This is a genomic window from Paraburkholderia sp. BR13444, assembly GCF_040948755.1.
Lineage (GTDB): Bacteria > Pseudomonadota > Gammaproteobacteria > Burkholderiales > Burkholderiaceae > Paraburkholderia > Paraburkholderia youngii.
Window position 1 is genome coordinate 109,581 of sequence record NZ_JBFPKM010000010.1, and the last position, 23,424, is coordinate 133,004.

Here is a 23,424-nt window from a genome sequence, read left to right on the forward strand (position 1 = left end):
GACGCGATGGTTACGCGTTGTTACCGGCGAAGCGAGGAGCAGCGGGTTTGCGGTGTTTGAAATGGCGAGAAAGGCGCGGCGATTCGGTACCCCTTCAGAGCCTCGTTTCCGTTGATTGGGTCTGCTGGCGTTGACGCTGACGCTGACACGCGAGCCTGCCAGCCGAGGCCCGGCACGACGCACCACCGGATGCGAGGCAAGCGTTGCCGCTGTTGGCTGTCGCGGCGACGACGTTTTCCGTCTCAATCGCGAAGCTTTCCTTCGGCAATACGATTTCGCTGGAATCCACGATTACGGCGTTGCCCTTCTTGGCCCGCTTCGTTTCCCGTCGATGCTCGGCCCAAGCGAGCAGCGCGACGCCCACGGACCCGCCCGGCAGCACGAACAATCCCGCGAATAGCGCGAGCTTCCACCAGCGGTGCCGGCCCTGGAAGCTTTGGAGTGCGGAATCGGTCAGTGAGCGGCTGAGGCCGCCAAGCGTGTTTTTGAGGTACAGCATCGGGGAAATCCTTTGGCGCGCGTCGCGAGGCGGGCGGCGTGCGGTCGATCGGTCAGAACATGGTCTCGAATGGCGCAGGACGCGCGAAACTCATTGCTTGTCATAATATTGACCATGCAATCAAATTTCAAGATACTGTGCGGCGTAAATGATTCGACTGTTGTTTTTAGGCTGGCTCGTTGCGCACCGCAAAATGTGATTTGACTTGTCTGCTTAGGCAGCTAAACTTCGTCTTGCCTGGATGTTTCGGATACCCCATGGTTGATGGCCCCTACAAAGCGGACGAAGTCGAGCTCACGAGCAGTCTTGGCTACTACCTGACGAAAGCGCGCAATGTGCTGGTCGAGCGCACGGACCGTGCGGTCAAGCCGCTCGGACTCACCGCGCAGCAGATCGGCGTGATTCTGATGCTGTCGTCGCGACGCGCGAGCACGCCTTTCGAGCTGTCGCGCGCGATGTCGTACGACAGCGGCTCGATGACGCGACTGCTCGATCGCCTGGAGAAGAAAGGCTTCGTCGTGCGCACGCGCAGCAACGACGACCGTCGCATGGTGAAACTGGAGCTGACACCGCAAGGCCATGAGGCCGCGCGGCAACTGCCGAACCTCGGCGCGACCGTACTGAACGACCAACTGCGCGGCTTTACCGCCGAGGAGCACGCGACGCTGATTCACCTGCTCGCCCGTTTCATCGCAAACGGTCCCGAGGGGGAAGCCGACGTGGGGTGCGGACCGGCGCCACCGCCGGACGAGCCGCGGCGATGAGCCGAAGCGTGCGTCGAGGCGCGATCGTCGTCGGAGGGCGGCGGCGCTTCATCACGAAGTACTAGCAAGACAATCACAAGGCGCCTTTCCAAGGCGCCATTGTCATCAGATATCTGTCTGGGCAGAGGGTGATGCGGCATGTAAGCATCATGACTGGAACGCCCGATAAAGCTGCCACGACAAGCTTTTGCCGCCTGAGGAGAACCAAAATTATGGATGCCACGGCTTCCAACGCCGCGCTGCCCGCAGCCGAACCCGCTCCGCTCAAAGGCGGCACACTCGCGCTGCTGACCGTCGGCCTTGCGCTCGGCACCTTCATGGAGGTGCTCGACACCTCGATTGCGAACGTCGCAGTGCCGACCATTTCCGGCAGTCTCGGCGTCGCGGCCAGTCAGGGCACCTGGGTGATCTCGTCGTACTCGGTCGCCTCGGCGATTGCCGTGCCGCTGACCGGCTGGCTCGCGCGACGCGTCGGCGAGGTACGGCTCTTCACGCTGTCGGTGCTGCTGTTCACGATCGCGTCGGCGGCCTGCGGTTTCGCGCATAACTTCGAATCGCTGATCGCATTCCGGCTTGCGCAAGGGCTCGTGTCCGGGCCGATGGTGCCGCTGTCGCAGACAATTCTGATGCGCTCCTACCCCCCCGCGAAGCGCGGCCTCGCGCTCGGCTTATGGGCGATGACGGTGATCTGCGCGCCGATCTTCGGCCCGGTGATGGGCGGCTATATCACCGATAACTTCACCTGGCCGTGGATCTTCTACATCAACGTTCCGATCGGCCTGTTCTCGGCGTTCTGCGCGTATCTGCTGCTGCGTGGCCGCGAAACGCAGACGACGCGCCAGCGCATCGACGTAGTGGGCCTCGTGCTGCTCGTGAGCGGCGTGTCTTGCCTGCAGATGATGCTCGACCTCGGCAAGGACCGCGACTGGTTCAACTCGACGTTCATCGTCGCGCTCGCCGTGATAGCGCTCATGTCGATTGCATTTCTGCTCGTGTGGGAGTTGACCGAGGAGGAGCCGATCGTCGACCTGTCGCTGTTCAAGGATCGCAATTTCGCGCTTGGTGTCGTGATCATTTCGTTCGGCTTCATGGCGTTCTTCGGCTCGGTGGTGATCTTTCCGCTATGGCTGCAAACGGTGATGGGCTACACGGCGGGCCTCGCGGGTCTCGCCACGGCACCGGTCGGACTGCTTGCGTTGTTTCTATCGCCGATGATCGGCAAGAACATGCATCGATTGAATCTGCGCATGGTCGCGAGCTTCGCGTTCATCGTGTTCGCGATCGTGTCGTTCTGGAACTCGACGTTCACACTCGACGTGCCGTTCGGCCACGTGATCCTGCCGCGGCTCGTGCAGGGCATCGGCGTCGCGTGCTTCTTCGTGCCGATGACGACGATCACGCTGTCGAGCGTGCCCGACGAGCGTCTTGCGAGCGCGTCGGGTCTGTCGAACTTTTTCCGCACGTTGTCGGGCGCGATCGGCACTGCGATCAGCACGACGTTCTGGGAAAACGACACGATCTATCACCACGCGATGCTCGCCGATACGGTCAACACGTATTCGGCCAACACCAACGCCTATACGAATGCGCTCGCGGGCGCCGGGCTGTCCGGCGATAGTCTCACCGCGCAGCTGAACCAGGTGGTGACTAGCCAGGCGTACATGATGGCCACCAACGATTTTTTTCGCATCTCGTGCGCGGCGTTTATCGTGCTGGCCGTGCTCGTGTGGATCACCAAGCCACGCAAGGGCAGCGGGCCCTCGTTAGGACACTGAAGCAAACACGCGGCAGCGGCGAATGCATCGCCGCTGCCGCCACAGCTTCAGCTATTGCGACATCGCCTCGCCATTCGGCAGCCTGGTGGTCTTTCCGGGCATCGTCTCTGGATGCGTCGCATCGGGCGCGTTCTGCGATGGCGTCGCACTGCCTTGCGGCGCGCTGTCGGCTGTGCCCGTGGTGCCTCTCACATACTGCTTGAAATCAGCACCGGCCTCCCACGGATTCGGCTTGCAGCCGAGCGAGCTGTCGCAGTGCGCGGAAAAGCCGATCGTAACGGTGCCATCGGGTTCCGAGGCGCGCGTGATCTGAAACGCGAGAGCCCGCTTGCCACCGTCGGGGCCGGCGGTCTGGATCAGCGAGTCGTTAGCGGTCTCGATCTTGTACTTCGAATGACTCGCGACCCACGATTGCGCCCGTTGCCACCAGAGGTCGCATTCGGCCTTGTTCGAACACGTCAATGGCTTGGTCGCGATCTGCATGACGTCCGGATTGACCTGACCCTGCGTTGAGCATCCCGCAGTCGCTACGAGACACAGTGCGGCCAACAGAGCTTTGTTCTTCACGTCGGTACCTCCCCTGCGAAGCCTGTCATAACATTTTGGACCACCCGATCCAGGCGGTGTTTCACCCAGATCAGAGAATCGCGACGGCGCATGGAGAATTTGCCGATTGCGTGCGCTCGAAGAGAGCAATCCGTAGAGTTTACTTGCGGGATTGGCACGACAAAGAAAAAGCGGCCACGTGGGCCGCTTGATCACTTCTCGAGTTGTTGTGGTCCGAGCGCTCAGACACTGAAGCGATTGAGCGTATAGGCCCGATACGCGGCGACGAACGCGTCGAACGAACCAACCTCCTCGCGTTCGAGCTTCGCCTGTTCGTCGAGCGATTGCACCGCGAGGTCCGCAAACGCCTTGGACTGCACGGCATCGAGCGGACGCGCGCGGAAGTACGCGGCGTGCGCTTCGCTTTGCGCGAGGCCGAACGCGAGAAAGCTCTGCTGCTGGTCACGCATCGTTTGCAGCACGCGCGCCGATGGCGTGAGCGATACGTCCGCGAGCTTCGCGCGTTGCGCGGCGACCGCGCGCGCGTGTTCGTCGCCGCCCCTCAAGCCGTCGAGCACGGCCGCCGCGGCGTCGATTTTCACGAGCAGTTCGTCGGCCCATTCGGTCATCGCGACCGGCTTGCCGTCGCGAACCAGTTCGAGGCCTGGCTTGCGGCCTTCCATCGTCACGCGGCCGAAGTTCTGATTCGCTTCGGTGTAGGCGGGCGGAGGCAATGGCGCGCTGTCGTCGAGCGCACACACGAGTAGGTAAGCGTCGAGAAAGCGCGATGTTTCGAGCGAAATGCCGGTCGGCTCGAACGGATCGATATCCATGCAACGCACTTCGACGTATTGCACGCCGCGCACGGCGAGCGCATGGAGCGGCCGCTCACCCGGATACGTGACGCGCTTCGGACGGATCGTCGAATAGAACTCGTTTTCGATCTGCAGCACGTTGGTGTTGATCTGCACCCACTCGCCGTCGCGTTGCGTACCGATTTGCTCGTAGGCGGGATACGGCTGGCTCACGGCTTTCGCGAGCGCGTCGAGATAGCCGGGCAGCGTGTCGTAGTCGGCGTGCAGCGCGGCTTGCGCGGTCGTGTTCGAATAGCCGAGATCGCTCATGCGCAGGCTCGTAGCGTACGGGCGATACAGCGTGTCGGCGTCGAACGTGTCGAGCGTGTGTTTGCGATCGCGGAGGAATCGACGATCGAGCGCGGGCGACGCGCCGAACAGATACATCAGCAGCCAGTTCGTGCGGCGGAAATTGCGGATCAGCGCGAGGTAGCGGTCGGACTGGAAGTCGACGGCGTTCGCGGTGGATTGCTGATCGGCGTGCAGCAGGCGCCACACTTCTTCGTTCAGCGAATAGTTGTAGTGGATGCCCGCGATGCACTGCATCGTACGGCCATAGCGCAGCGCGAGGCCGACCCGGTACACGTACTTCAGCTTGCCGATGTTCGACGTGCCGTAGTGCGCGATCGGAATGCCGTCGTCGGTGGCGGGCAGCAGCCCCGGCATCGAGTTGTTCCACAGGATCTCGTCGCCGAGCTGCGCGTAGACGAAACGATGCAGCACGTCGAGCTGCGCGAGCGTTTCGGCGGCGTCCTGCTCGGCCGGCGTGATCAGCTCGAGCAGCGCCTCGGAGTAGTCGGTCGTCAGCGACGGATGCGTGAGCGCCGAGCCGAGCGCGCGCGGATGCGGCGTCATCGCGAGCTGGCCGTCGCGCGTGACGCGCAGGCTTTCCCTTTCGATGCCGCGCAGGCCGCGTATCAGCGCATCGCGCTGCGGGCTCGAGTCGAGCACGGACAGGCGGTGCGAAAGCACGTCGGTCGTGCCGGATGGTGTGGTGTTTGGCATTGATGCAGGTCGGGCGTTGCCGGTCGCCGTGTATCGCCAGACGATTCACAGGCGATACAGCGGCCGACAACGTTCGGCGGAATTTTCAGTAGCGGGCACTTTAACATCTCGCCAGAACGGCTGCTTGCGGCCGCTTCGGCGGGGTTTGAGCGCGCATGGCGGGGTCGCGCTGAACTGCGCCATCGCCATCAGCGCGTCGTGACGACGCTCAGCTCAACTCACCCGCCGCGCGCCGCGCCCGCCCGATCCGCTACCTCGTTCCACAGATGCATCGCGGCATACGCGCGATACGGCCGCCACGTGTCGCTGCGGCTGCGCTGCTGTGCAGGCCGTATCAGCGAAGGATCGCGCGCACAGATCGATTGCATCAGCACGAGATCCGACGCGGGCCATGCATCGGGGTCGCGCCATGCGCGCATCGCGACGTATTCGACGGTCCATGGGCCGATGCCCGCGAGCGCGAGCAACGCAGCGCGCAGGCTTGCGGCGTCGACGGTGTCGCTGCTGTCGAGCGGGACGTCGCCGCTCGCGACCGCGCGCGCGAAGCCCTGTAACGCGGCGACGCGTTTGCCGGGCATGCCGATCTGCGCGAGATCGACTTCGGCGAGCGCGGCCGGCGTCGGAAAACGCCACGCGGTGTCCTGGTGCGGATGGCCGTCGATGCGTTGGCCCGCGCGCTGCACGAGCCGTCCGATGATGGTCGTCGCGGCCTTCACGCTGACCTGTTGACCGACGATCGCACGCACCACCAGTTCGAAGCCCGACCATGCGCCCGGCACCCGCAGGCCAGGCACCGCGGCGACGAGCGGCGCGAGCCACGGGTCCGCGGCGAGTCCGGCGGCGATCTTCTTCGGATCGGCGCGCAGATCGAACATCTTCGCGATCGGCGCGGCGAGTGCATCGGCATGCCGGCTCGCCGGCCCTTCGATGCTCGCGACGACGCAGCGCTTGCGAGGATGCAGCCGGACGCTGAGTGTGCCGCTGTCGCCGTTCCAGTCGATCGCGCGACGATACGCGCCGTCCTCGACGGCTTCGACGCCAGGCGTCGCGCGGCCGCTGAAAAAACGCAGCAGCCGCGGCCAGTCGAACGGCGCCTTGAACGGCAATTCCAGAGTTGCGACGTCGTTAAGCGTGCTCAAGCGGCGTGATCCAGGTTGGAGTGGCGGGAATCGCCATCGGGGCGGCTTGCGCGGCGGCGCGGCGCGTCGCCGGCTGAAGCGCCGCCTGCGTGCTGCGCCTCATTGTCGAGCAACGCGGCCTTGCGCGGCAGCCCCCAGCGATAGCCGGCGAGCGCCCCGCCCTTCTGCACGACGCGATGGCAAGGAATCGCGAGCGCGACCGGATTGGTCGCGCAGGCACTTGCGACGGCGCGTACCGCGCGCGGCGAACCGACCGCCTCGGCGATCTGCGAGTAGCTGCGCGTTTCGCCGTACGGGATGCGTCGCAAAGCATCCCACACGCGCTGCTTGAACGCGGTTGACGCGATGTCGAGCGGCAGGTCGAAGTCCTGGCGCGTGCCGCGCAGGTACGCATCGATCTGCGCGATGAACGGTGCTAGGCGCCCAGCGTCCTCGCGCAACTCGGCGTTCGAGAACTCGCCGCGCAATTCGTCGATCAACAGCGCGGTGTCGTCGCCGAAACCGATCTTGCAGATGCCCTTATCGGTCGCCGCGACCAGCACGAAGCCGAGCGAGGTCGGCGCGCTCGCATAGCGCACCGTGAGCCCGGCACCCTTGCGCCGGTAAGCGGACGGCGCCATGCCGAGCTCGGCCGGCGCGCTGTCGTACATGCGCGACGGCGAGCCGAAACCGGCGTCGAGTGTCGCTCGCGTGACATCGGCGCCGCCCTGCAGCGCGTCGCGCAGCGCGGCGCCGCGCTGCGCCGCCTGGTACTGACGCGGCGACACGCCGACGACGCGCTTGAACAGGCGCTGCAAATGAAACGGGCTCACGTGCACGGCGTCGCTCAACTGCGCGAGCGTGAGGCGCTGCTGCGGATCGGCGTCGAGCGCCGCGCAGGCCCTCGCGACGATGTCAAGCTCGCGTGGCAGGCCGCCCGGCTGGCAGCGCTTGCAATCGCGGAAGCCCGCGGCGCGCGCGGCGGCGGCATCGGTGAAGAAGGCGACGTTTTCGCGGCGCGGCTGGCGCGACGCGCACGACGGCCGGCAGAACACGCCGGTCGTCCTGACCGCGTAGAAGAATGCGCCGTCGGCATCGTGGTCGCGGTGGGTGACGGCGTCCCAGCGCTCGTCGTCGGTGAGCCACTGGGTGGCGCCGGCGTCCGCGGTGGTGCGCCAGGGGGTGGAATGGCGAGTGGTGGCGTTCATGATGTCCTGGGGCCCGGATGGGCAGTCAGTGTCGATGCTCATCAATCTAGGCCTGTTCGCTACACAGTACGCGCCGGTTCTTGCTCTGTCATTCGGACGCGCTTGTCCTCACCCGTGGTGGGGTCAAACCCGGCAAATCGCGGTCCGAAACGCCGCGGAACGCCCCGCGGCCAGGCGTTTTGCCTCAAACTGCGACAATTTTGCACGATATCGGGTTTTCCCTTAAAAAGTTATTGCGTCGCACCAAGCCGATGTGTATATTAGTACCTGTCTCCTCCATGTCTCCTCCTGATATGGATTCAGCCCGCTCCACTTGAGCGGGCTTTTTTTTGCCCGCCGATCCGCCCCCCGCCCTTTCTCCTACACTTCCTAATCGGTTCTCAGAACTAGCGAAAGGGCGTTCAACATGAAAATCCACATTCGCGAGATCGACCACGTCGTGATCCGGGCGACGCACGTCGAGACCCTCGCGCGCTTTTACTGCGACGTACTCGGTTGCAGCGTTGAAAAGGAGCAGCGCGAACTCGGCCTCACGCAGCTGCGCGCGGGCCGATCGCTGATCGATCTGCTGCAGGTCGGCGCTAAGCTCGATCGCGCGGAAAACGGTGAGGCGGGCACGGGGCGCAACATGGATCACCTGTGTCTGCGCGTCGAGTCGTTCGACGCCGACGCGCTGAAGGCGCATCTGAGCGCGCATGGCGCGCGGCTCGGCGAACAGGGGGTGCGTTATGGCGCGGACGGGTTTGGACCGTCGCTGTATCTGTTCGACCCGGAGGGCAACATGGTCGAACTGAAGGGGCCGCCGGAGGCGGCGCGAATCACGTCGCTCTGAAAGCGAAAACGAAACTGCGCAAAAACCGGTTCGGACCGGTTCCATCACGCGTCGGCGGGCGCTTTCAGTACGGTCCAGTCGATCTTCACCGCGTCGGCTTCGGCACTGCCGAGCCAGGCTTCGCCGTCCTGCACCGTGCATTGCAGCCGCATCGTGCGCTCGGCGAGTGAGTCGAGCGATGCCGCGACGTCCTCGCCGAGCGTCCAGACCGTCACGTTGCGCAGGCGCTCGACCTTGTTGCGCACGCCCTGCCACCAGATTTCCGAGGTCCGCCCGCCATACGCGATCACGATCACGTGATTGGCACGGCCGCTCGCCTTCGCGATGCGGCGCTCGTCGGGCTGGCCGACCTCGATCCAGGTGTCGATCGCGCCGGTCAGATCCTTCGCCCACAGATCCGGCTCGTCGACATCCGACAAACCTTTGCAAAACTCCAGCCGCTCCTGTGCGAACAGCGCGAACGCGGCGACGCGGACCATCATCCGTTCGTCGGTTTCCGAGGGGTGACGGGCGATCGTCAGTGAATGGTCGGCGTAATAGTGCCGGTCCATGTCCGCGATCTGCAATTCAGCCTTGTATATCGTCGATTTGAGAGCCATGCCGTTGCTAAACCAGGCGCTCGCTCCACCGGAGCGCAGCGAAAATGAATCGTCGACGGCGCGTTGCCGTTTCTTGTGTTTGCTGTACATCGTCTGTTCCTCCCGCGCCGTCGGCCGGTGCCTATGACACGGAAGGAAGCATTTAGCGGGCCACCACCGGTTCCATGGCGGTGCCGTACACGTCGCGAGCCGCCTCCCGCAGCGCCTCGAGCACGACGGCGGCCGCCGGAGACAACAGATGCGACTGGCGCGTGATGATACCGAATGTGTCCATCCTGCACGGTAAATCGATCGGTACGCGTTTCAATACCCCGTACTGTTGGTACTGACGCGCCACTTCATCGGGCAATACAGCCAACATGTCGCTTTGCAGCAGCAGACTCGAAATCGCGAGGAAGTTATTCGTATTGACGACGTTCTGCGGCGGATTCAGGCCAATCTGCGAAAACATCAGATCGAAGCGGTGGCGCAGCACGCTGCCAGGCGGATGCAGCACCCACGCCGCGTTGACGATACCGCGCAGCGTCAATCCCGTTTCGTTTTCGAGCGGATGGCCAGGACGGGCGACCACGCACAGCGGTTCGTCGGCGAGCGGTTCGTAGCGCACGTCGGTCTTGAACTGATTCTGCCGTTCGAGCACGCGGCCGATCATGATGTCGAGATCGCCTTCGGCGAGCCGCGGCAGCATCACGTCGGAGGTCTCGACCTCGGTCCAGATCTGCAGCTGCGGATAACGCTCCTTCACGCTCGCGATCGCGCGCGGCACCATCGTCGCGGCAGCCGCGGCGATCACGCCGATGCGCACCTGACCCGCAAGCCCCGAGCGCAGCGCCGAGATTTCGTCGTGCGCCTGGCTCAGGTTCGACAGCACCATGCGCGCGTGGCGGATCATCACCTCGCCGTACAGCGTCGCGTGCATACCGTGCGGCGTGCGGTCGAACAGGCTCACGCCGAGCATGTCCTCGAGTTCTTTCAACAGGCGCGACGCGGCCGGCTGCGTCATGCCGAGCACGTCAGCCGCGCGGCGCACGTTGCCCTCCTCCTCCATCGCGGCAAGCAGCAACAACTGGCGCGTCTTCAGGCGCGCGCGCACGAACCAGTTCGAATAGCTACGCGTCATCGCAGGGTCTCCAGGTTTTTACGGGCGATGTTTGTACGTTCTGCTTTGAAGTTCCCATGATGCCATATCGAAACTGATATCGGAGAAGCCTAAAAAGGGATTGGAAAGTTATTGGGACGACTCATACCATTCGTGGACTTTTGTGAACTTCCGGTGCGCCTTTTCCGCCGATGAACCGCGATCCGCTCGTCCCCCTCGTTACCAGCCCGTTTCGCCATTACATCAATGGCGGATGGGAGACGGGTGCGACCGCGGGCGTGTCGCTCAATCCGTCGGACCTCGACGAACCGGTCGGCGAATACGTGCGGGCCGACGTGCGGCAGACCGACAGCGCAATCGAGGCGGCGCACGCGGCGTTTCGCGACTGGTCGCTTGCCTCCGCGCAGCGCCGCGCCGACGCGCTCGACGCGATCGGCAGCGAAATGCTCGCGCGCCGCGAGGAACTGGCGCGTCTCCTCGCGCGTGAAGTCGGCAAGGTGCTGCCTGAGGCGCTCGCCGAAGCGACGCGCGCGGGGCAACTGTTCAAGCTGTTCGCCGCCGAGGCGCTGCGCGCGTTCGCCGAACCGCTCGCGTCCGCGCGCGCCGGCGTCGAAATCGACGTGACGCGCGAGCCGCTCGGGGTGGTCGGCGTCATCGCGCCGTGGAGCGCGCCGCTCGCGATCGCCGCGGCGAAGATCGGTGCCGCGCTCGCGCATGGCAACTGCGTCGTGTACAAGCCGGCCGAATCGGTGCCGGCCTGCGCGGCGGCGCTCGCGTCGATCGTCAGTCGCGCGGGCTTGCCGGCCGGCGTGTTCAACCTCGTGATGGGCAGCGGCCGCAAAGTCGGTGCGCGAATCGTCGCGCATCCGCTCGTCGCCGCGATCAGCTTCACCGGTTCGTCCGATACCGGCACACGTGTGCTACAGGCCGCCGCGACGCGCCAGGCACGCGTGCAGCTCGAGATGGGCGGCAAGAATCCGTTCGTCGTGCTGGCCGACGCCAATCTCGACGGCGCGGTCGATGCCGCGCTGACCGGCGCCTTCAGCGCGACGGGCCAGCGCAGCACCGCGGCCGCGCGGCTGATCGTCGAGCGCGCGGTGTTCGCGCAGTTCGTCGACGCGTTGCAGGCGAAGCTCGCGAAACTCACCGTCGATCACGCGCTGAAGCACGGCACCGACATCGGCCCGGCGGCGAACGCCGCGCAGCTCGAACGCAATCTCGAATACGTGCACATCGGCGAACAGGAAGGCGCGCAGTTGCTGCGCGGCGGTAGGCAGCTGCAGCGCGCGACGCGCGGCTATTTTTTCGAGCCGGCGCTGTTTGTCGGCGAACCGGAGCATCGCATCGCGCGCGAAGAGATTTTCGGGCCGCTCGCGGTCGTGCTGCGTGCGGACGATTACGAACACGCGCTGCATCTCGCGAACGACACCACCTACGGATTGTGCGCCGGCATTTGCACGCGCTCGCTCGAACGCGCGCGGCATTTCCGCCGCCACGTGCAGAGCGGTCTCGTCACGATCAACCTGCCGACCACGGCCGTCGAACATCACGGACCCGGCGGCGGGCGCAAGGCGTCGGCCTATGGCGCGAGCGACGCCGCGTTCTGGACCGCCGTGAAAACGGCGTACGTGGCGGGCTAGAACCGATGAGCCGCACCACGATTTTCGCCGCGCCACTCACCGTGCGCCCCGCGCCACGAATCGCCCGGCTTGCCGAGCCCAGATCCACCCAGATCCGCGCGTCGGCTGGCGCCGCCCGCGTTACCCCGCTGCAACTACCACGACATCAATGCAGCTTTTCAACCTCAGGAGACAGTAGATGACCAGCAAGCTTCGCCGTTTGACTCTGACCGCGATCGCCGCCGCCGCCCTCGCCGCGCCGTTTGCCGCGCAACTGTCCGCGCATGCGGACGAGCCGCTCAAAGTCGGCTTCCTCGTGAAGATGCCGGAACAGGCGTGGTTCATCAACGAACAGAAAGCCGCAACCGCGCTCGGCCAGAAGGACGGATTCTCGGTCGTCAACATCGGTACGCCCGACGGCGAAAAAGTGCTGGCCGCGATCGACAACCTCGGCGCGCAAGGCGCGAAGGGCTTCGTGATCTGCGCGCCCGACGTGCGTCTCGGACCGGCGATCCAGGCACGCGCGAAGCGCTACAACATGAAGTTCGTGACGGTCGACGACCAGCTGGTCGATTCGACCGGCAAGCCGCTTGCCAACGTGCCGCACCTCGGCATGTCCGCGTTCAAGATCGGCAATCAGGTCGGCACGGCGATCTCCGAGGAAATGAAGCGCCGCGGCTGGAAGCCCGAGGAAGTCGGCGCGCTGCGCATCACCGACTACGAACTGCCGACCGCGAAGCTGCGCACCGACGGCGCGACGCAGTCGCTGCTCGCCGGCGGCTTCAAGAAGGAAAACATCTTCGACGCGCCGCAGAAAACCACCGACGACGAAGGCGGCTTCAACGCGGTGTCGCCGGTGCTCGCGCAGCATCCGAACATCAAGAAGTGGGTGATCTTCGCGCTCAACGAGGAAAGCGTGCTCGGCGGCGTGCGCGCGACCGAACAGCTGCACATTCCGGGCACGGACGTGATCGGCGTCGGCATCAACGGCGCGGGCGAGGCGTTCGCCGAGTTCCAGAAGAAGGAACCGACGGGCTTCTACGGCACGATCGCGGTCAGCTCGACGAACCACGGCAAGGAGAGCACCGAAAACCTCGTCGAATGGATCAAGAACGGCAAGCAGCCGCCCGCCGATACGCAGACCACCGGCAAGCTGATGGTCCGTAGCAACTGGCAGGACGTGCGCAAGGAACTGGGTATTTAAGCGAAGTTCTCGCAGCAGACGGCGGGCCGCATCGCGCGTTGGGTTTAGCGTGAGCGTGGCCCGCTCTGGTTCCATCCGTTCGAGGTTTTTCCGATGACGTCCTTATTCACCGGGTCTCATGTCGGCGACGCGGCGCTTGCGCCCTCGCCTGCACCGACGCCCGCATCCGACGCCCCCTATCTCCAGCTCGACGGCATCACCGTGCGCTTCCCGGGCGTGCTCGCGCTCGACCAGGTGTCGCTCGAAGTGCGCCGCGGCGAGGTGCACGGCCTGATGGGCGAAAACGGCGCCGGCAAGTCGACGCTGCTGAAGGTGCTGTCCGGCGTCAATCATCCCGTGTCGGGCACGCTGTCGCTCGATGGCGTCGAGCAGCAGTTCGCGACGACCAAGGCGGCAATCGCCGCGGGCATCGCGATCATCTATCAGGAACTGCATCTGGTGCCGGAGCTGACCGTCGCCGAGAACCTGATGCTCGGCGCGCTGCCGAATCGCTTCGGGGTTCTGGACGAAAAGGCCCTGGTCGCGCGCGCGATGCGCGAGCTCGAACGGCTCGGCGAAAAGCTCGATCCGTCGCAGCAGGTCAAGCATCTGTCGATCGGTCAGCGGCAGATGATCGAAATCGGCAAAGCGCTAATGCGCGACGCGCGGGTGATCGCGTTCGACGAACCGACCAGCTCGCTGTCGTCGCGCGAAACCACGCAACTGTTCCGCATCATCCGCGCGCTGAAGGCCGAAGGCCGCGCGATCATTTACGTCACGCACCGGATGGATGAAGTCTACGAACTGTGCGATCGCGTCACCGTGTTTCGCGACGGCCGCCGCATCGACACCTTCGAGGCAGGCGCGGGACTCGATCGCGATCGGCTGATCAGCTGCATGGTGGGCCGCTCGATCACCGATGTGTACGGCTATCGCGCGCGCGAGCACGGCGACGTGCAGCTTCAGGTCGACGGTCTGATGGGACCGGGCCTGCGCGAACCGGCGTCGTTTTCGGCGCGCAAGGGGGAGATCGTCGGCTTTTTCGGGCTCGTCGGCGCGGGCCGCTCCGAGCTGATGAAGCTGATCTACGGCGCGGTCAAGCCGAGCGCCGGCGGGGTCGCGCTGAAGGGCAAGCGCGTGCAGTTCGCCACGCCGCGCGACGCGGTGCGCGCTGGTGTCGCGCTGTGTCCCGAGGATCGCAAGCAGGAAGGCATCGTTTCCATCGCGTCGGTGTCGGACAACCTGAACATCAGCTGCCGGCGCCACTTCAGTCGCTTCAACGTGCTCAACGGCCGCAAGGAAGCGCAGACCACGCGTGAGTTCATCGGCAAGCTCGCGATCAAGACCCGCAACGGCGACACGCCGATCGGCACGCTGTCCGGCGGCAATCAGCAGAAGGTGATCCTGTCGCGCTGGCTCGCCGAAGAAATCGACGTGTTCCTGATGGACGAGCCGACGCGCGGCATCGACGTCGGGGCTCGTAGCGAGATTTACGGGCTGTTGTATGGGCTCGCCGAGGCGGGCCGCACGGTCATCGTCGTATCGAGCGATCTCGCCGAAGTGATCGGCGTGACCGATCGCGTGATCGTGATGAAGGAAGGCCGCATCGTCGGCGATCTGCCGAAGGCGCAAGCCACGCCGGATGCGCTGATCAAGCTGGCGTTGCCGCGCTGATCGGCCAACGGCTCTCGCCACCAGACCTCTTATCGAATACCGCAACGAATACGGCATTGAATGGAACAGACATCATGAGCATACCTTCCACCGATTCCTCGACCCCCGCCGTCGCCTCCGCCGGCTTGACCGCGCGTGCCGCGCGCACCTGGGACCTGATCAACAAATCCGGCATCGTGATGGTGTTCATCATCCTGTTCGCGGTGCTGTCGTTCACGGTCCCGGGCTTTCTGAGCTCGCGCAATATCCAGGGCTTGCTGCTGTCGGTCACGCTGATCGGCTCGATCTCAGTCACGATGATGTTCGTGCTCGCGCTCGGCGAGGTGGACCTGTCGGTCGCGTCGATCGTCGCGTTTTCCGGCGTGGTGGCTTCCGTGCTGATCACCGCGACACATAGCGTGTTCGTCGGCGTCGCGGCCGGCGTGCTCGCGGGCGGCGCGGTCGGGCTCGTCAACGGCACGCTGGTCGCGCGCTACAAGATCAACTCGCTGATCGTCACGCTCGCGATGATGGAGGTCGTGCGCGGCCTCGCCTACATCACGTCGAACGGCGACGCGGTGATGATCTCCGAGGAGCGCTTTTTCGATCTCGGCGGTGGCTCGTTCCTCGGCATTTCTTATCCGATCTGGAGCAACATCATCGGCTTCGTGCTGTTCGGCTTCCTGCTGAAAAAAACCGTGTTCGGCAAGAACGTGCTGGCCGTCGGCGGCAATAGCGAAGCGGCCGTGCTCGCGGGGCTGCCCGTCACGCGGATCAAGATCACCGTATTCGTGCTGCAAGGGCTCGTGACCGGCTTCGCGGGCGTGATGCTCGCGTCGCGCATGAGTCTCGGCGATCCGAAGACGTCGGTCGGGCTCGAACTCGGCGTGATTTCCGCTTGCGTGCTCGGCGGCGTGTCGCTGACAGGAGGTGTCGCGACCATCTCCGGCGTGCTGGTCGGCGTGCTGATCATGGGTTCGGTACAGGACGCGATGAGCCTGCTTAACGTGCCGACGTTCTATCAATACCTGATCCGCGGCGGCATCCTGCTGCTCGCGGTGCTGTTCGACCAGTTCCGCCGCAGCAAGCGCGTGCACTGACGCGCCGCTGCACCTGGCCGGTTCCTGCGCTTTGCGAGAAGGCGTACTGCCGATGCGGGTGGATAAAACCCGCATCGGCTTTTTTATTGCGCGTGAAGCCCGGCCTGTATGAAAAGTAATAAAAAAAACGGCTTGGCATCTGAATGCCCAAGCCGTCCTTTTTTAGCTCACACGTTCACGGCTGCGACTTTAAAGCCGCAGTGCAGACGCATGCGACCGTGTTCCGGCTTTTGCCGGAATACCGGTGTTGTACTTATTGCTTGATAAATCGGTCGTTCGCCCAGAGCCCCTCGGTGTCGCTATTGGCTGCATTCACGAACTCGACGTCGTGGCCGACCACGCGCACCACCCGGAAACTCGAGTCGGTCGGTGTCGATACGCATTGATATCCGGAGAAGAATTCCTGCATCTGCTGCTGTTCACCGGCTTGCGCATGGTGATCGACGGCATCGAGCTTGTCCTTCGATACGCAGCCATACGCATTGGCCTTGAACTGGATCGTTTGCTGCGGCTTGATCACGACGTCTTGCGCCTGAACGCTAGCGGCAGCCAAACCCGCGATGGCGAAAACAACGGCAATTCGAGTTTTCATTTATTCCTCCGGGGCGGGCCGAAAAAATACTCGGTTAGCTATGCATTTAACTTTAACGATGGACCCACAGCTTTCACTTTAGGAGAACCAAGAAGAACGACAAGCACATCTTGTGTGCGGTCGCAACAGTGGCTAATTGTCGCACCCGCTCTCAGGGCTGATTAAAGCTTGAGCAGACGCGTGATCGAATAGCAATGAAAAGAATTACTAAAAGTCCAACTCGCTCATCGCTTTAACTGGTAAAGCTTTGCGCCCGTATTCGCGTAAACGCGTAGCTCCAATTAAGTGATTTAGTACAATTTAATCAACCAGTTTGTGCGTCGCACACAAAGTCATTCGGCGGGCGAAAGCCGCTACGTGCAATAACGCGGCAGGTGCAGAAAACAAATAGTGCCAGCCGTCTCCCGCAGCTTTCGTGAAGGGCCTGCAACGGCTTGCGGATACAGGCGCTGCTCTACAATTGGAACAAATCTCCCGCACTTGGAGGCTATCGTGAACGAGCACGTAATACTCGGGATTTTTCTGGTCGTTCCGCTGCTGATCGTGATGTTTCTTTTTTCCGACGAACTGTGGCAAGAACATCGCGACCTGCACGACGGTCGGCCGTTGTCACCGCGTCCGCGGCGCATCGACTGGCGCCATCCGCTACGCCGTTCTCGCGATCGGCTCTGAGGCTGCGAGCGGACCCCTGAAGAAAAAAGCCTGCCACAAGGGCAGGCTAAAAAAGAGATCCACACTCAATGCCTGGAACACAAGGCAATAGCAGTCTAGTCGCGACGCGCCAATCGGTGGGTTTCAACGGCTTTTACAGTTGTTACCGCACGTGACCGTTATGCCTGGCGCGGCAATGTGTCGGCAGGCGCACAGGTCGCGCTTCAATGGGCGCGCCAGTGTGCGCGAATCCGTTTGGCGAGCGCTTCAAGTGTGTCGGCGTCGGCGACCTCGCGCGCATGCAGCTTCAGCGGCTGGCCTTCCCAGCGCGGAATCACATGGAAATGGACGTGCGGCACCGTCTGTCCCGCCGCCGCGCCGTTGAACTGGCCGATGAACACGCCGTCCGGACGCAGTGCCGCGCGCACCGCGATCGCGAGCTTTTGCGCCATGCGCGCGGACGCGACGAGCGCCACATCCGACAGATCGAAAATCTCCGCGACCGCTTCCTTCGGCACGACGAGCAGATGACCGTCGGCTTGCGGCATCAAGTCCATGAAAGCCAGCGCCTGGTCGTTTTCGGCCACCTTGATACACGGTAGTTCGCCGCGCAAGATTTTGGCGAACGGGTTGCTGTCGTTGTAGCTCATCGCGTTTCCTTTCGTTTGATCTGGTTTCGATTCATGGGTCGAGCGGGACGCTGCGGTTTCGCGCAGCTCCGCATCGCGGGCTTCCTATTTTCTACCCGAATGCTTACGCCACGCGTGCGGCGCGCCGGATCGCTTGAGGCGGCTGGCCGAAGGCGCGCAAAAACGCGCGCCGCATCCGCTCGGGGTCGATGAAGCCAGTGTCGGCTGCGACCGTTTCGATCGAATGACGGCCGGTTTCGAGCATCGTGCGGGCCGCTTCGACGCGCAGCGCCTCGATCGCGCGGGCCGGCGACTGGCGAGTCTCGTCGCGAAACGCGCGGCTGAACTGACGCGGGCTCAGATGCGCGACGTCGGCGAGCTGCTCGACGCTCAGCGGCTCGCGCAGATGACTCTTCGCATACGACAGCGCGTTCTGGATCCGATCGGACTTCGGTTCGAGATCGAGCATCGCCGAGTATTGCGACTGCCCGCCGGTGCGGCGGTGATAGACGACGAGCTTTTTCGCGATCGCGCGCGACGCCGCGACGCCGAGGTCGTTCTCGACCAGCGCGAGGCACAGATCGATGCACGCGGTCATGCCGGCCGACGTCCACACCGAGCCGTCGACGATGAAGATGCGGTCCTCATCGACCCGCGCGCGCGGAAAGCGCCGCTGCAGATCGCGCGCATGCGCCCAATGAGTGGTCGCGTGGCGGCCGTCCAGGATGCCCGCTTCGGCGAGGACGAACGCGCCGGTGCAAATGCTCGCGGTGCGGCGTGAGGCGGCGAGGGCCTCGTTCAGAAACGCGAGCAGTCCCGGCGACGACGGCGCGATTTCCATCGCGCCGGTGACGATCACCGTGTCGTAGGCGGGATCGCCGAACGGCCGGGTCGCGACCTCGACCCCTGCCGAGCTGCGCACCATGCCACCGTGCTCGGAGATCACCGTGACGTCGTACGCGGGTTCGTCGGTGTGCTGATTGGCGAGTTCGAAAATCGATACCGCGACCATGTCGAGGATCTGGAAGCCCGGAAACACCACTACGCCTATGCGTTTCATTGCGATGTCCTGAAACGAGGGAAATATGACATTTGAGACAAGACGGTACGCGCTTAGACTCAGCTCGTCAACACCGCCGCATCAGTGCGAAAGCTGCGAGACGGCGAGTTCACGGATGTTCCCATTCACCAGTCAGGGCGGTCGCATCGTGCGCAGCCCGCAAGGAGAGCTTCAATGACAACGCAGGCAGAGAAGGGCGTACAAGGCGATTCGAACGGAGGTAAGGGCACGGCGGTGATCACTGGCGCATCGTCGGGGATCGGTGCGGTCTACGCGGACCGGCTCGCGCGACGCGGCTACGATCTGCTGCTGATCGCGCGCGACGGCGCGCGCCTCAGCAGCCTAGCCGAGCGGCTGACGAAGGAGACCGGCCGGCGCGTGAGCACCGTCAGCGCCGATCTGACCGACAAGGCCGACGTGCGCCGCATCGAGAACGAGTTGCGCGCCGAGCGCGGCATCACGATGCTGGTCAACAACGCGGGCGTCGGCGCGACCGCGACGCTGCTCGACTCCGATATCGATGAACTCGAGAAGATGATCGACCTGAACGTCACGTCGCTCACGCGCCTGACGGCGGCCGTGTTGCCGGGTTTCATCGCGCGTGGCGCGGGCACGGTGATCAATATCTCGTCGATCGTCGCGCTGTCGCCGGAATTGCTGAACGGCACCTATAGCGGCACCAAGGCGTACGTGCTGAACCTCACGCAGTCGCTGCATCACGAGGTGGGCGGCAAGGGTGTGCGGCTGCAGGCGGTGCTGCCGGGCGCGACGAGTACCGCGTTCTGGGATCGCGCGGGTCTCGCGGTCGAGAACCTGCCTGCGCAGATCGTGATGAGCGCCGAGGACATGGTCGACGCGGCGCTTGCCGGTCTCGACCAGGGTGAGCTGGTGACGATCCCGTCGTTGCCCGATGCCGCCGACTGGGAGCGTCTGAACAGCGCGCGTCTGCATCTGCAGCCGAATCTGTCGCGCAGCGCGCCGGCCGAGCGCTATACGCGCGCCATGGCGGCGTGAAACAAAGGGGGTAGGGCAGCGCAAGACTCAGCCGCTCACCGCGACCTGATTCTTGCCGTCGTGTTTCGCGCGATACAGGCCGACGCTGGCGGCCTCGATCAGCGACGTGACCGGTTCGGCCGCCGACGGCAGCACCATCGCCGCGCCGATGCTGACCGTGACGACACCCTCTGCCGAGCCCGCATGCGTGATCGCAAGGTCTTCGACAGCGATGCGGATTTTCTCCGCGAGCAGGCGCAAGCCGCCCGCCGACGTGCCCGGCACGACCACCGCGAACTCCTCGCCGCCGAAGCGCGCGGCGAGATCCGGTGAATGGCCGAGGCACGCTTCGATCGTATGCGCGACGCTCTTCAGCACTTCGTCGCCGGCGACGTGCCCGTAGGTGTCGTTGTAGGCCTTTAGGTGATCGACGTCGATCATCAGGAGGCCGAGGCCGGTGTTGTCGCGCGTGCCGCGGCGCCATTCGTCGGCCAGATGCTGGTCCAGGTAGCGGCGGTTCGACAGGCCGGTCAGACCGTCCGAATGCGTGCGCCGCTGCAACTCCAGATTCGTCGCCAGTAGTTGCTGCTTTAACTGCCGCAGCGCGCGGTATGCCTCGTCGCGCTGCTGCAGGTTCAGATACGAGCGCGAGTGATAGCGGATGCGCGCGATCAGCTCGATGCGATCCGGCAGCTTGACGAGGTAATCGTTCGAGCCGGCCGCGAACGCCGCGCTTTTGACGAGCGGCTCTTCTTTGGTCGATAGCGCGATGATCGGGATGTCGCGCGTGGCCGCGTTCAGCCGATATTGCCGCACCAGCGTCAGACCGTCGGCGCCCGGCATCGCGAGATCTTGCAGAATCACCGTCGCGCGAGTTTCCTCGGCGCAGCGCACCGCGTCTTCCCAGGACGCGCAGTAGTGAAAGTCGACGCCCGGCTCGTCGGCGAGCGCCTCGCGCACCGCGTCGGCGATGACCGACTGGTCATCGACCAGCAGCACCGTGATCGGGCACTCGCCCGCCGGCGCGCCGGCGAGGATGCGCGCGAACGAGTCGTCGATGGCGAGACGCGGTGGATCCTCCGCGACGAGCGCATGCGCCTGCGCCTGTGCTTCGTCTGCGGGATGCAGCGTTGCGACGTTCTGGGGCGGTTTAGAGGTGTCCATGTGGTTCAGCGCGAATGAAGGTCAGGGAAGGCACGTCAGATTGCGGAGAGGCGGGGCGCTCTTTGACCATTGCCTTTGGTCAGATAATAGTCGGCGCCCGCGACAAGACCAGCCCGGCAATCGTCCTCGCTGAAGCGGCGCAATGCTCTGCGTAGGCTGACGCTTCCGACGTTATGCGCCTGTTACAGAGTTAATGTCCGGTTACCAACTGCAGCATCTATTTCCGCCCGCGCCAGCGACAATTCGTCCATGCTTGAACGGCGGGAGCTCAATATGAAAAAGATCGCAGCGGCGTTGGTAATGGCGGGTAGTTTGACGGTGGCGGCCCAGGCGTCCGCGCACGGACACGGCGGCGACGTGTTGGGTGCGCTGATCGGCGGCGCGGTGCTGGGCGCGGTGGTCAGCTCGGCGTTGACGCCGGCACCATTGGTCGCGTATCCGCAGCCGGTTTATGCCGAGCCCGCGTATCAGCCCGCGCCGGCCTACGTGGCACCGCCGCCCGGCTATTGCTATGACCAGTATCAGCGCGCCTATGTCGCGTGCGGCGCACCGCCGCCCGGACAGTACGGCTATGCACAGCCGCAACCCGAGCCGCAGTGGTGAACGTGGCATGGTTCTGATGCGCGGATGATCCAGACTGGCAGCGCGCAGACAAAAAGGCCGTCGCTCGATGCGACGGCCTTTTTTCATTGAGGCACGCCTTAATGCTTGTGATGCAGCCACTCCGCGTAATGCGTGTCGAGCCAGCGCTCGAGCTTGGGCGGTTTGGACGGGTCGCGGTGACGCGACATCATCCAGATGGCGAAGCCGACCACCAGCATGACCGCAGGCCCCATCAGATAGGCGAGCATTGATTCAGGCATCGAAACCTCCGTATCTGCTTGCATCCATCTCTCAGTGTAGGCGAAGGAAGCGGGGAAAGAACGATGATGTGAAACGGTCGTGAATAGCGGAAAAAGGCGCATTTTCGCGCGGTTTAGAAACCTTATTTTTTAATGACTTTCCTTTGTTTGATTAGGTTTGCGACGAGGTCGCATCGGCCTGTGTACCATCCCGATTCCGGCATGGCGGCAAGCGTCACATCTCGCCAAAACCCATGACGATGCCGTCAAGCCTTCCCGTTCGCGGTCTGCCGTGCGACTTCCATCTGGCTATCGACAAAGTCCGCCCAACTCTGAAGCATGCGACGGTCCCGCGCTGCTTCGTCGGTTGCTTCACGATTCGTGATGTCGCGTGTCGCGGCTGATTGCTGCTCCATGTCGCGCAGATGCGTCGACGCGGTGCGACGAAAGTCATGCAGCACGAAATGCTCGACGTCGAGCCCCAATGCCTTGACCGCCTGGTTCAGCGTACTTTTCGCGATCGGCCGATCGTCGCCCCTGACGCTCGGGAACACGTACGTCTCGCTGGTGCGCGCGCGCTGCAGCTCGCGCAGCCGCGCAACCGCCTGACGCGGCAGACGTACGATGCGGTCCTCGCGCGCGTTCAGGCGGGCAGCGGGGATTGTCCATAGCGCGTTGTCGAGATCGAACTCGGCCCATCTGGATTCGATGAGGTCCGATTTGCGCGCCATCGTCAGCACCAGCAGGTGCAGCGCTAGCTTCAGCGGACGGCGGATATTCGACGTGTCGATGGTGCGCAGCATGACGCCGATCTCGGCGCCGGACAGCACGCGGGTGCGGCTGTCGAAGGTCGCGATCGAGCGCGCCGGCACGACTTCCGCGGGGTTGCTGGTCGCAAGCTGACGTGCGATCAGGTATGCGTACAGGCGCTTCACGACGTTGCGCGTGTGCAGCGCCATTTTCGGCGCGCCGCGGCTTTTGATGCGCTCACAGATCGCGACGATGTCGTCAGCGGTGACCGCGCCGATCGGCTTGTTGCCGATCGCGGGCAGCACGTCCTTGTCGAGCGCGCGCCGGGTGGTGCGGCGATATTCGTCCGACTTGCCGGCTAGCGCCGTCGCGAGATAAAGCTCGGCCGCTTCGCGCAGCACGTCGGCCTTGCTTTCGGCACCTCGATCGCGCCGCGCGGTCGCGACCGGCGAGATGCCCTGCGCGACGAGTGCCGCGTACCTCTGGGCCTTCGCGCGCGCGACGCGCAGCGAAATCATCCGGTAATCGCCGATCGTCGCGAGCGGCTGACGCTTGCCATTCAACGTATAGCGGAAGCGCCAGACCTTGGTGCCGGTCGTCATGACTTCGATCACGAGGCCGTTGCCGTCGGCGACACAGTAGCGGGTCGCGCGCGGTTTGAGCGCGCGGATCTCGGATTCGGTGAGCGGGGTGGCGAGGCGGGGCATGCTTTGGGGACGCTGTACGTCGTTAAGGTTCGGACAGCGGGGATTTTAGACTTTTACCACGGTTGTGTACCAAAAATCTTAGGGGTTTTTGGTTGACAGAATGCGATTTTCGATTGCGTGGCAGCAGCGGCTATTCGACCGCAGAACGTTATGTCGCCGCGGAATTCTGCTGACTCGCGAGT

At 64.1% G+C, this 23,424-nt stretch carries 23 protein-coding genes; 10 read left to right on the forward strand and 13 right to left on the reverse strand.

What is annotated here, in order from left to right:
- Positions 1 to 94 precede the first annotated feature (94 nt).
- Positions 95 to 499, reverse strand: coding sequence for a hypothetical protein (locus tag AB3X95_RS26250; RefSeq protein ID WP_176367335.1), 405 nt, complete (start codon positions 497 to 499; stop codon positions 95 to 97).
- A gap of 257 nt (positions 500 to 756) precedes the next feature.
- Here AB3X95_RS26250 and AB3X95_RS26255 point away from each other — a divergent pair, with 257 nt between their 5' ends.
- Together AB3X95_RS26255 and AB3X95_RS26260 are read left to right on the forward strand one after the other, a co-directional pair.
- Positions 757 to 1,263 (forward strand): MarR family winged helix-turn-helix transcriptional regulator, encoded by a 507-nt coding sequence (locus AB3X95_RS26255; RefSeq protein ID WP_176122405.1) that lies wholly within the window; start codon positions 757 to 759, stop codon positions 1,261 to 1,263.
- A 212-nt stretch (positions 1,264 to 1,475) separates the two neighbouring features.
- Complete coding sequence (locus AB3X95_RS26260) at positions 1,476 to 3,038, forward strand: DHA2 family efflux MFS transporter permease subunit (protein WP_368622943.1); 1,563 nt, start codon at positions 1,476 to 1,478, stop codon at positions 3,036 to 3,038.
- 51 nt (positions 3,039 to 3,089) lie between these two features.
- Here the strand turns inward: AB3X95_RS26260 and AB3X95_RS26265 are convergent, their stop codons facing one another.
- From AB3X95_RS26265 to ada, 4 genes are all read right to left on the reverse strand, one after another.
- Complete coding sequence (locus AB3X95_RS26265) at positions 3,090 to 3,605, reverse strand: hypothetical protein (protein WP_368622944.1); 516 nt, start codon at positions 3,603 to 3,605, stop codon at positions 3,090 to 3,092.
- Positions 3,606 to 3,826: 221 nt separating this feature from the next.
- Positions 3,827 to 5,443, reverse strand: a complete 1,617-nt coding sequence (gshA, locus tag AB3X95_RS26270; RefSeq protein WP_176367338.1) for a glutamate--cysteine ligase — start codon at positions 5,441 to 5,443, stop codon at positions 3,827 to 3,829.
- 218 nt (positions 5,444 to 5,661) lie between these two features.
- A complete protein-coding gene (locus AB3X95_RS26275) occupies positions 5,662 to 6,582 on the reverse strand; it encodes a DNA-3-methyladenine glycosylase (RefSeq protein WP_368622945.1) in 921 nt (306 codons plus the stop codon).
- Entirely contained in the window at positions 6,579 to 7,769 is a 1,191-nt protein-coding gene (gene ada / locus AB3X95_RS26280; RefSeq protein ID WP_368622946.1) for a bifunctional DNA-binding transcriptional regulator/O6-methylguanine-DNA methyltransferase Ada, read from the reverse strand. The genes AB3X95_RS26275 and ada overlap by 4 nt, the downstream gene beginning before the upstream one ends.
- Before the next feature lie 406 nt (positions 7,770 to 8,175).
- On the opposite strand from ada, the gene AB3X95_RS26285 reads away from it, so the two are divergent.
- On the forward strand, positions 8,176 to 8,601 hold the full coding sequence (locus AB3X95_RS26285) for a VOC family protein (RefSeq protein WP_176380613.1): 426 nt from the start codon (positions 8,176 to 8,178) through the stop codon (positions 8,599 to 8,601).
- 44 nt (positions 8,602 to 8,645) lie between these two features.
- Here AB3X95_RS26285 and AB3X95_RS26290 read toward each other — a convergent pair whose 3' ends face one another.
- Both AB3X95_RS26290 and AB3X95_RS26295 read right to left on the reverse strand, forming a co-directional pair.
- Entirely contained in the window at positions 8,646 to 9,200 is a 555-nt protein-coding gene (locus AB3X95_RS26290; protein WP_176122422.1) for a YaeQ family protein, read from the reverse strand.
- Between the two features lie 142 nt (positions 9,201 to 9,342).
- Complete coding sequence (locus AB3X95_RS26295; protein WP_176109880.1) at positions 9,343 to 10,320, reverse strand: LysR family transcriptional regulator; 978 nt, start codon at positions 10,318 to 10,320, stop codon at positions 9,343 to 9,345.
- A 170-nt stretch (positions 10,321 to 10,490) separates the two neighbouring features.
- On the opposite strand from AB3X95_RS26295, the gene AB3X95_RS26300 reads away from it, so the two are divergent.
- From AB3X95_RS26300 to araH, 4 genes are all read left to right on the forward strand, one after another.
- Positions 10,491 to 11,939 carry an aldehyde dehydrogenase family protein gene (locus AB3X95_RS26300; RefSeq protein ID WP_368622947.1) on the forward strand — a complete coding sequence of 483 codons (1,449 nt, stop codon included), beginning with the start codon at positions 10,491 to 10,493 and terminating at the stop codon, positions 11,937 to 11,939.
- Positions 11,940 to 12,117: 178 nt separating this feature from the next.
- Positions 12,118 to 13,122, forward strand: a complete 1,005-nt coding sequence (locus AB3X95_RS26305; RefSeq protein ID WP_176122396.1) for an arabinose ABC transporter substrate-binding protein — start codon at positions 12,118 to 12,120, stop codon at positions 13,120 to 13,122.
- A 93-nt stretch (positions 13,123 to 13,215) separates the two neighbouring features.
- On the forward strand, positions 13,216 to 14,775 hold the full coding sequence (gene araG, locus AB3X95_RS26310; RefSeq protein WP_368622948.1) for an L-arabinose ABC transporter ATP-binding protein AraG: 1,560 nt from the start codon (positions 13,216 to 13,218) through the stop codon (positions 14,773 to 14,775).
- Between the two features lie 74 nt (positions 14,776 to 14,849).
- Complete coding sequence (araH, locus tag AB3X95_RS26315; RefSeq protein ID WP_018436979.1) at positions 14,850 to 15,854, forward strand: L-arabinose ABC transporter permease AraH; 1,005 nt, start codon at positions 14,850 to 14,852, stop codon at positions 15,852 to 15,854.
- A gap of 253 nt (positions 15,855 to 16,107) precedes the next feature.
- Here araH and sap1 read toward each other — a convergent pair whose 3' ends face one another.
- On the reverse strand, positions 16,108 to 16,446 hold the full coding sequence (gene sap1 / locus AB3X95_RS26320; protein ID WP_013091020.1) for a surface attachment protein Sap1: 339 nt from the start codon (positions 16,444 to 16,446) through the stop codon (positions 16,108 to 16,110).
- 492 nt (positions 16,447 to 16,938) lie between these two features.
- On the opposite strand from sap1, the gene AB3X95_RS26325 reads away from it, so the two are divergent.
- Positions 16,939 to 17,118 (forward strand): hypothetical protein, encoded by a 180-nt coding sequence (locus AB3X95_RS26325; protein WP_176109876.1) that lies wholly within the window; start codon positions 16,939 to 16,941, stop codon positions 17,116 to 17,118.
- Between the two features lie 203 nt (positions 17,119 to 17,321).
- Here the strand turns inward: AB3X95_RS26325 and AB3X95_RS26330 are convergent, their stop codons facing one another.
- The gene (locus tag AB3X95_RS26330) at positions 17,322 to 17,747 is read right to left on the reverse strand and encodes an HIT family protein (protein ID WP_018436978.1); all 426 of its coding nucleotides are present in this window, start codon (positions 17,745 to 17,747) and stop codon (positions 17,322 to 17,324) included.
- A 103-nt stretch (positions 17,748 to 17,850) separates the two neighbouring features.
- Positions 17,851 to 18,786, reverse strand: a complete 936-nt coding sequence (locus AB3X95_RS26335; RefSeq protein ID WP_368622949.1) for a GlxA family transcriptional regulator — start codon at positions 18,784 to 18,786, stop codon at positions 17,851 to 17,853.
- Between the two features lie 174 nt (positions 18,787 to 18,960).
- On the opposite strand from AB3X95_RS26335, the gene AB3X95_RS26340 reads away from it, so the two are divergent.
- Entirely contained in the window at positions 18,961 to 19,800 is an 840-nt protein-coding gene (locus AB3X95_RS26340) for an SDR family NAD(P)-dependent oxidoreductase (protein WP_368622950.1), read from the forward strand.
- Between the two features lie 27 nt (positions 19,801 to 19,827).
- On the opposite strand, the gene AB3X95_RS26345 is transcribed toward AB3X95_RS26340, so the two are convergent.
- The gene (locus AB3X95_RS26345) at positions 19,828 to 20,943 is read right to left on the reverse strand and encodes a diguanylate cyclase (protein WP_368622951.1); all 1,116 of its coding nucleotides are present in this window, start codon (positions 20,941 to 20,943) and stop codon (positions 19,828 to 19,830) included.
- Between the two features lie 273 nt (positions 20,944 to 21,216).
- On the opposite strand from AB3X95_RS26345, the gene AB3X95_RS26350 reads away from it, so the two are divergent.
- Entirely contained in the window at positions 21,217 to 21,546 is a 330-nt protein-coding gene (locus AB3X95_RS26350; RefSeq protein WP_176122391.1) for an ecotin precursor, read from the forward strand.
- 98 nt (positions 21,547 to 21,644) lie between these two features.
- Here AB3X95_RS26350 and AB3X95_RS26355 read toward each other — a convergent pair whose 3' ends face one another.
- Positions 21,645 to 21,806 (reverse strand): hypothetical protein, encoded by a 162-nt coding sequence (locus AB3X95_RS26355; RefSeq protein ID WP_176109870.1) that lies wholly within the window; start codon positions 21,804 to 21,806, stop codon positions 21,645 to 21,647.
- 245 nt (positions 21,807 to 22,051) lie between these two features.
- Positions 22,052 to 23,242 carry a tyrosine-type recombinase/integrase gene (locus AB3X95_RS26360; protein WP_368622952.1) on the reverse strand — a complete coding sequence of 397 codons (1,191 nt, stop codon included), beginning with the start codon at positions 23,240 to 23,242 and terminating at the stop codon, positions 22,052 to 22,054.
- Between the last annotated feature and the right edge of the window lie 182 nt (positions 23,243 to 23,424).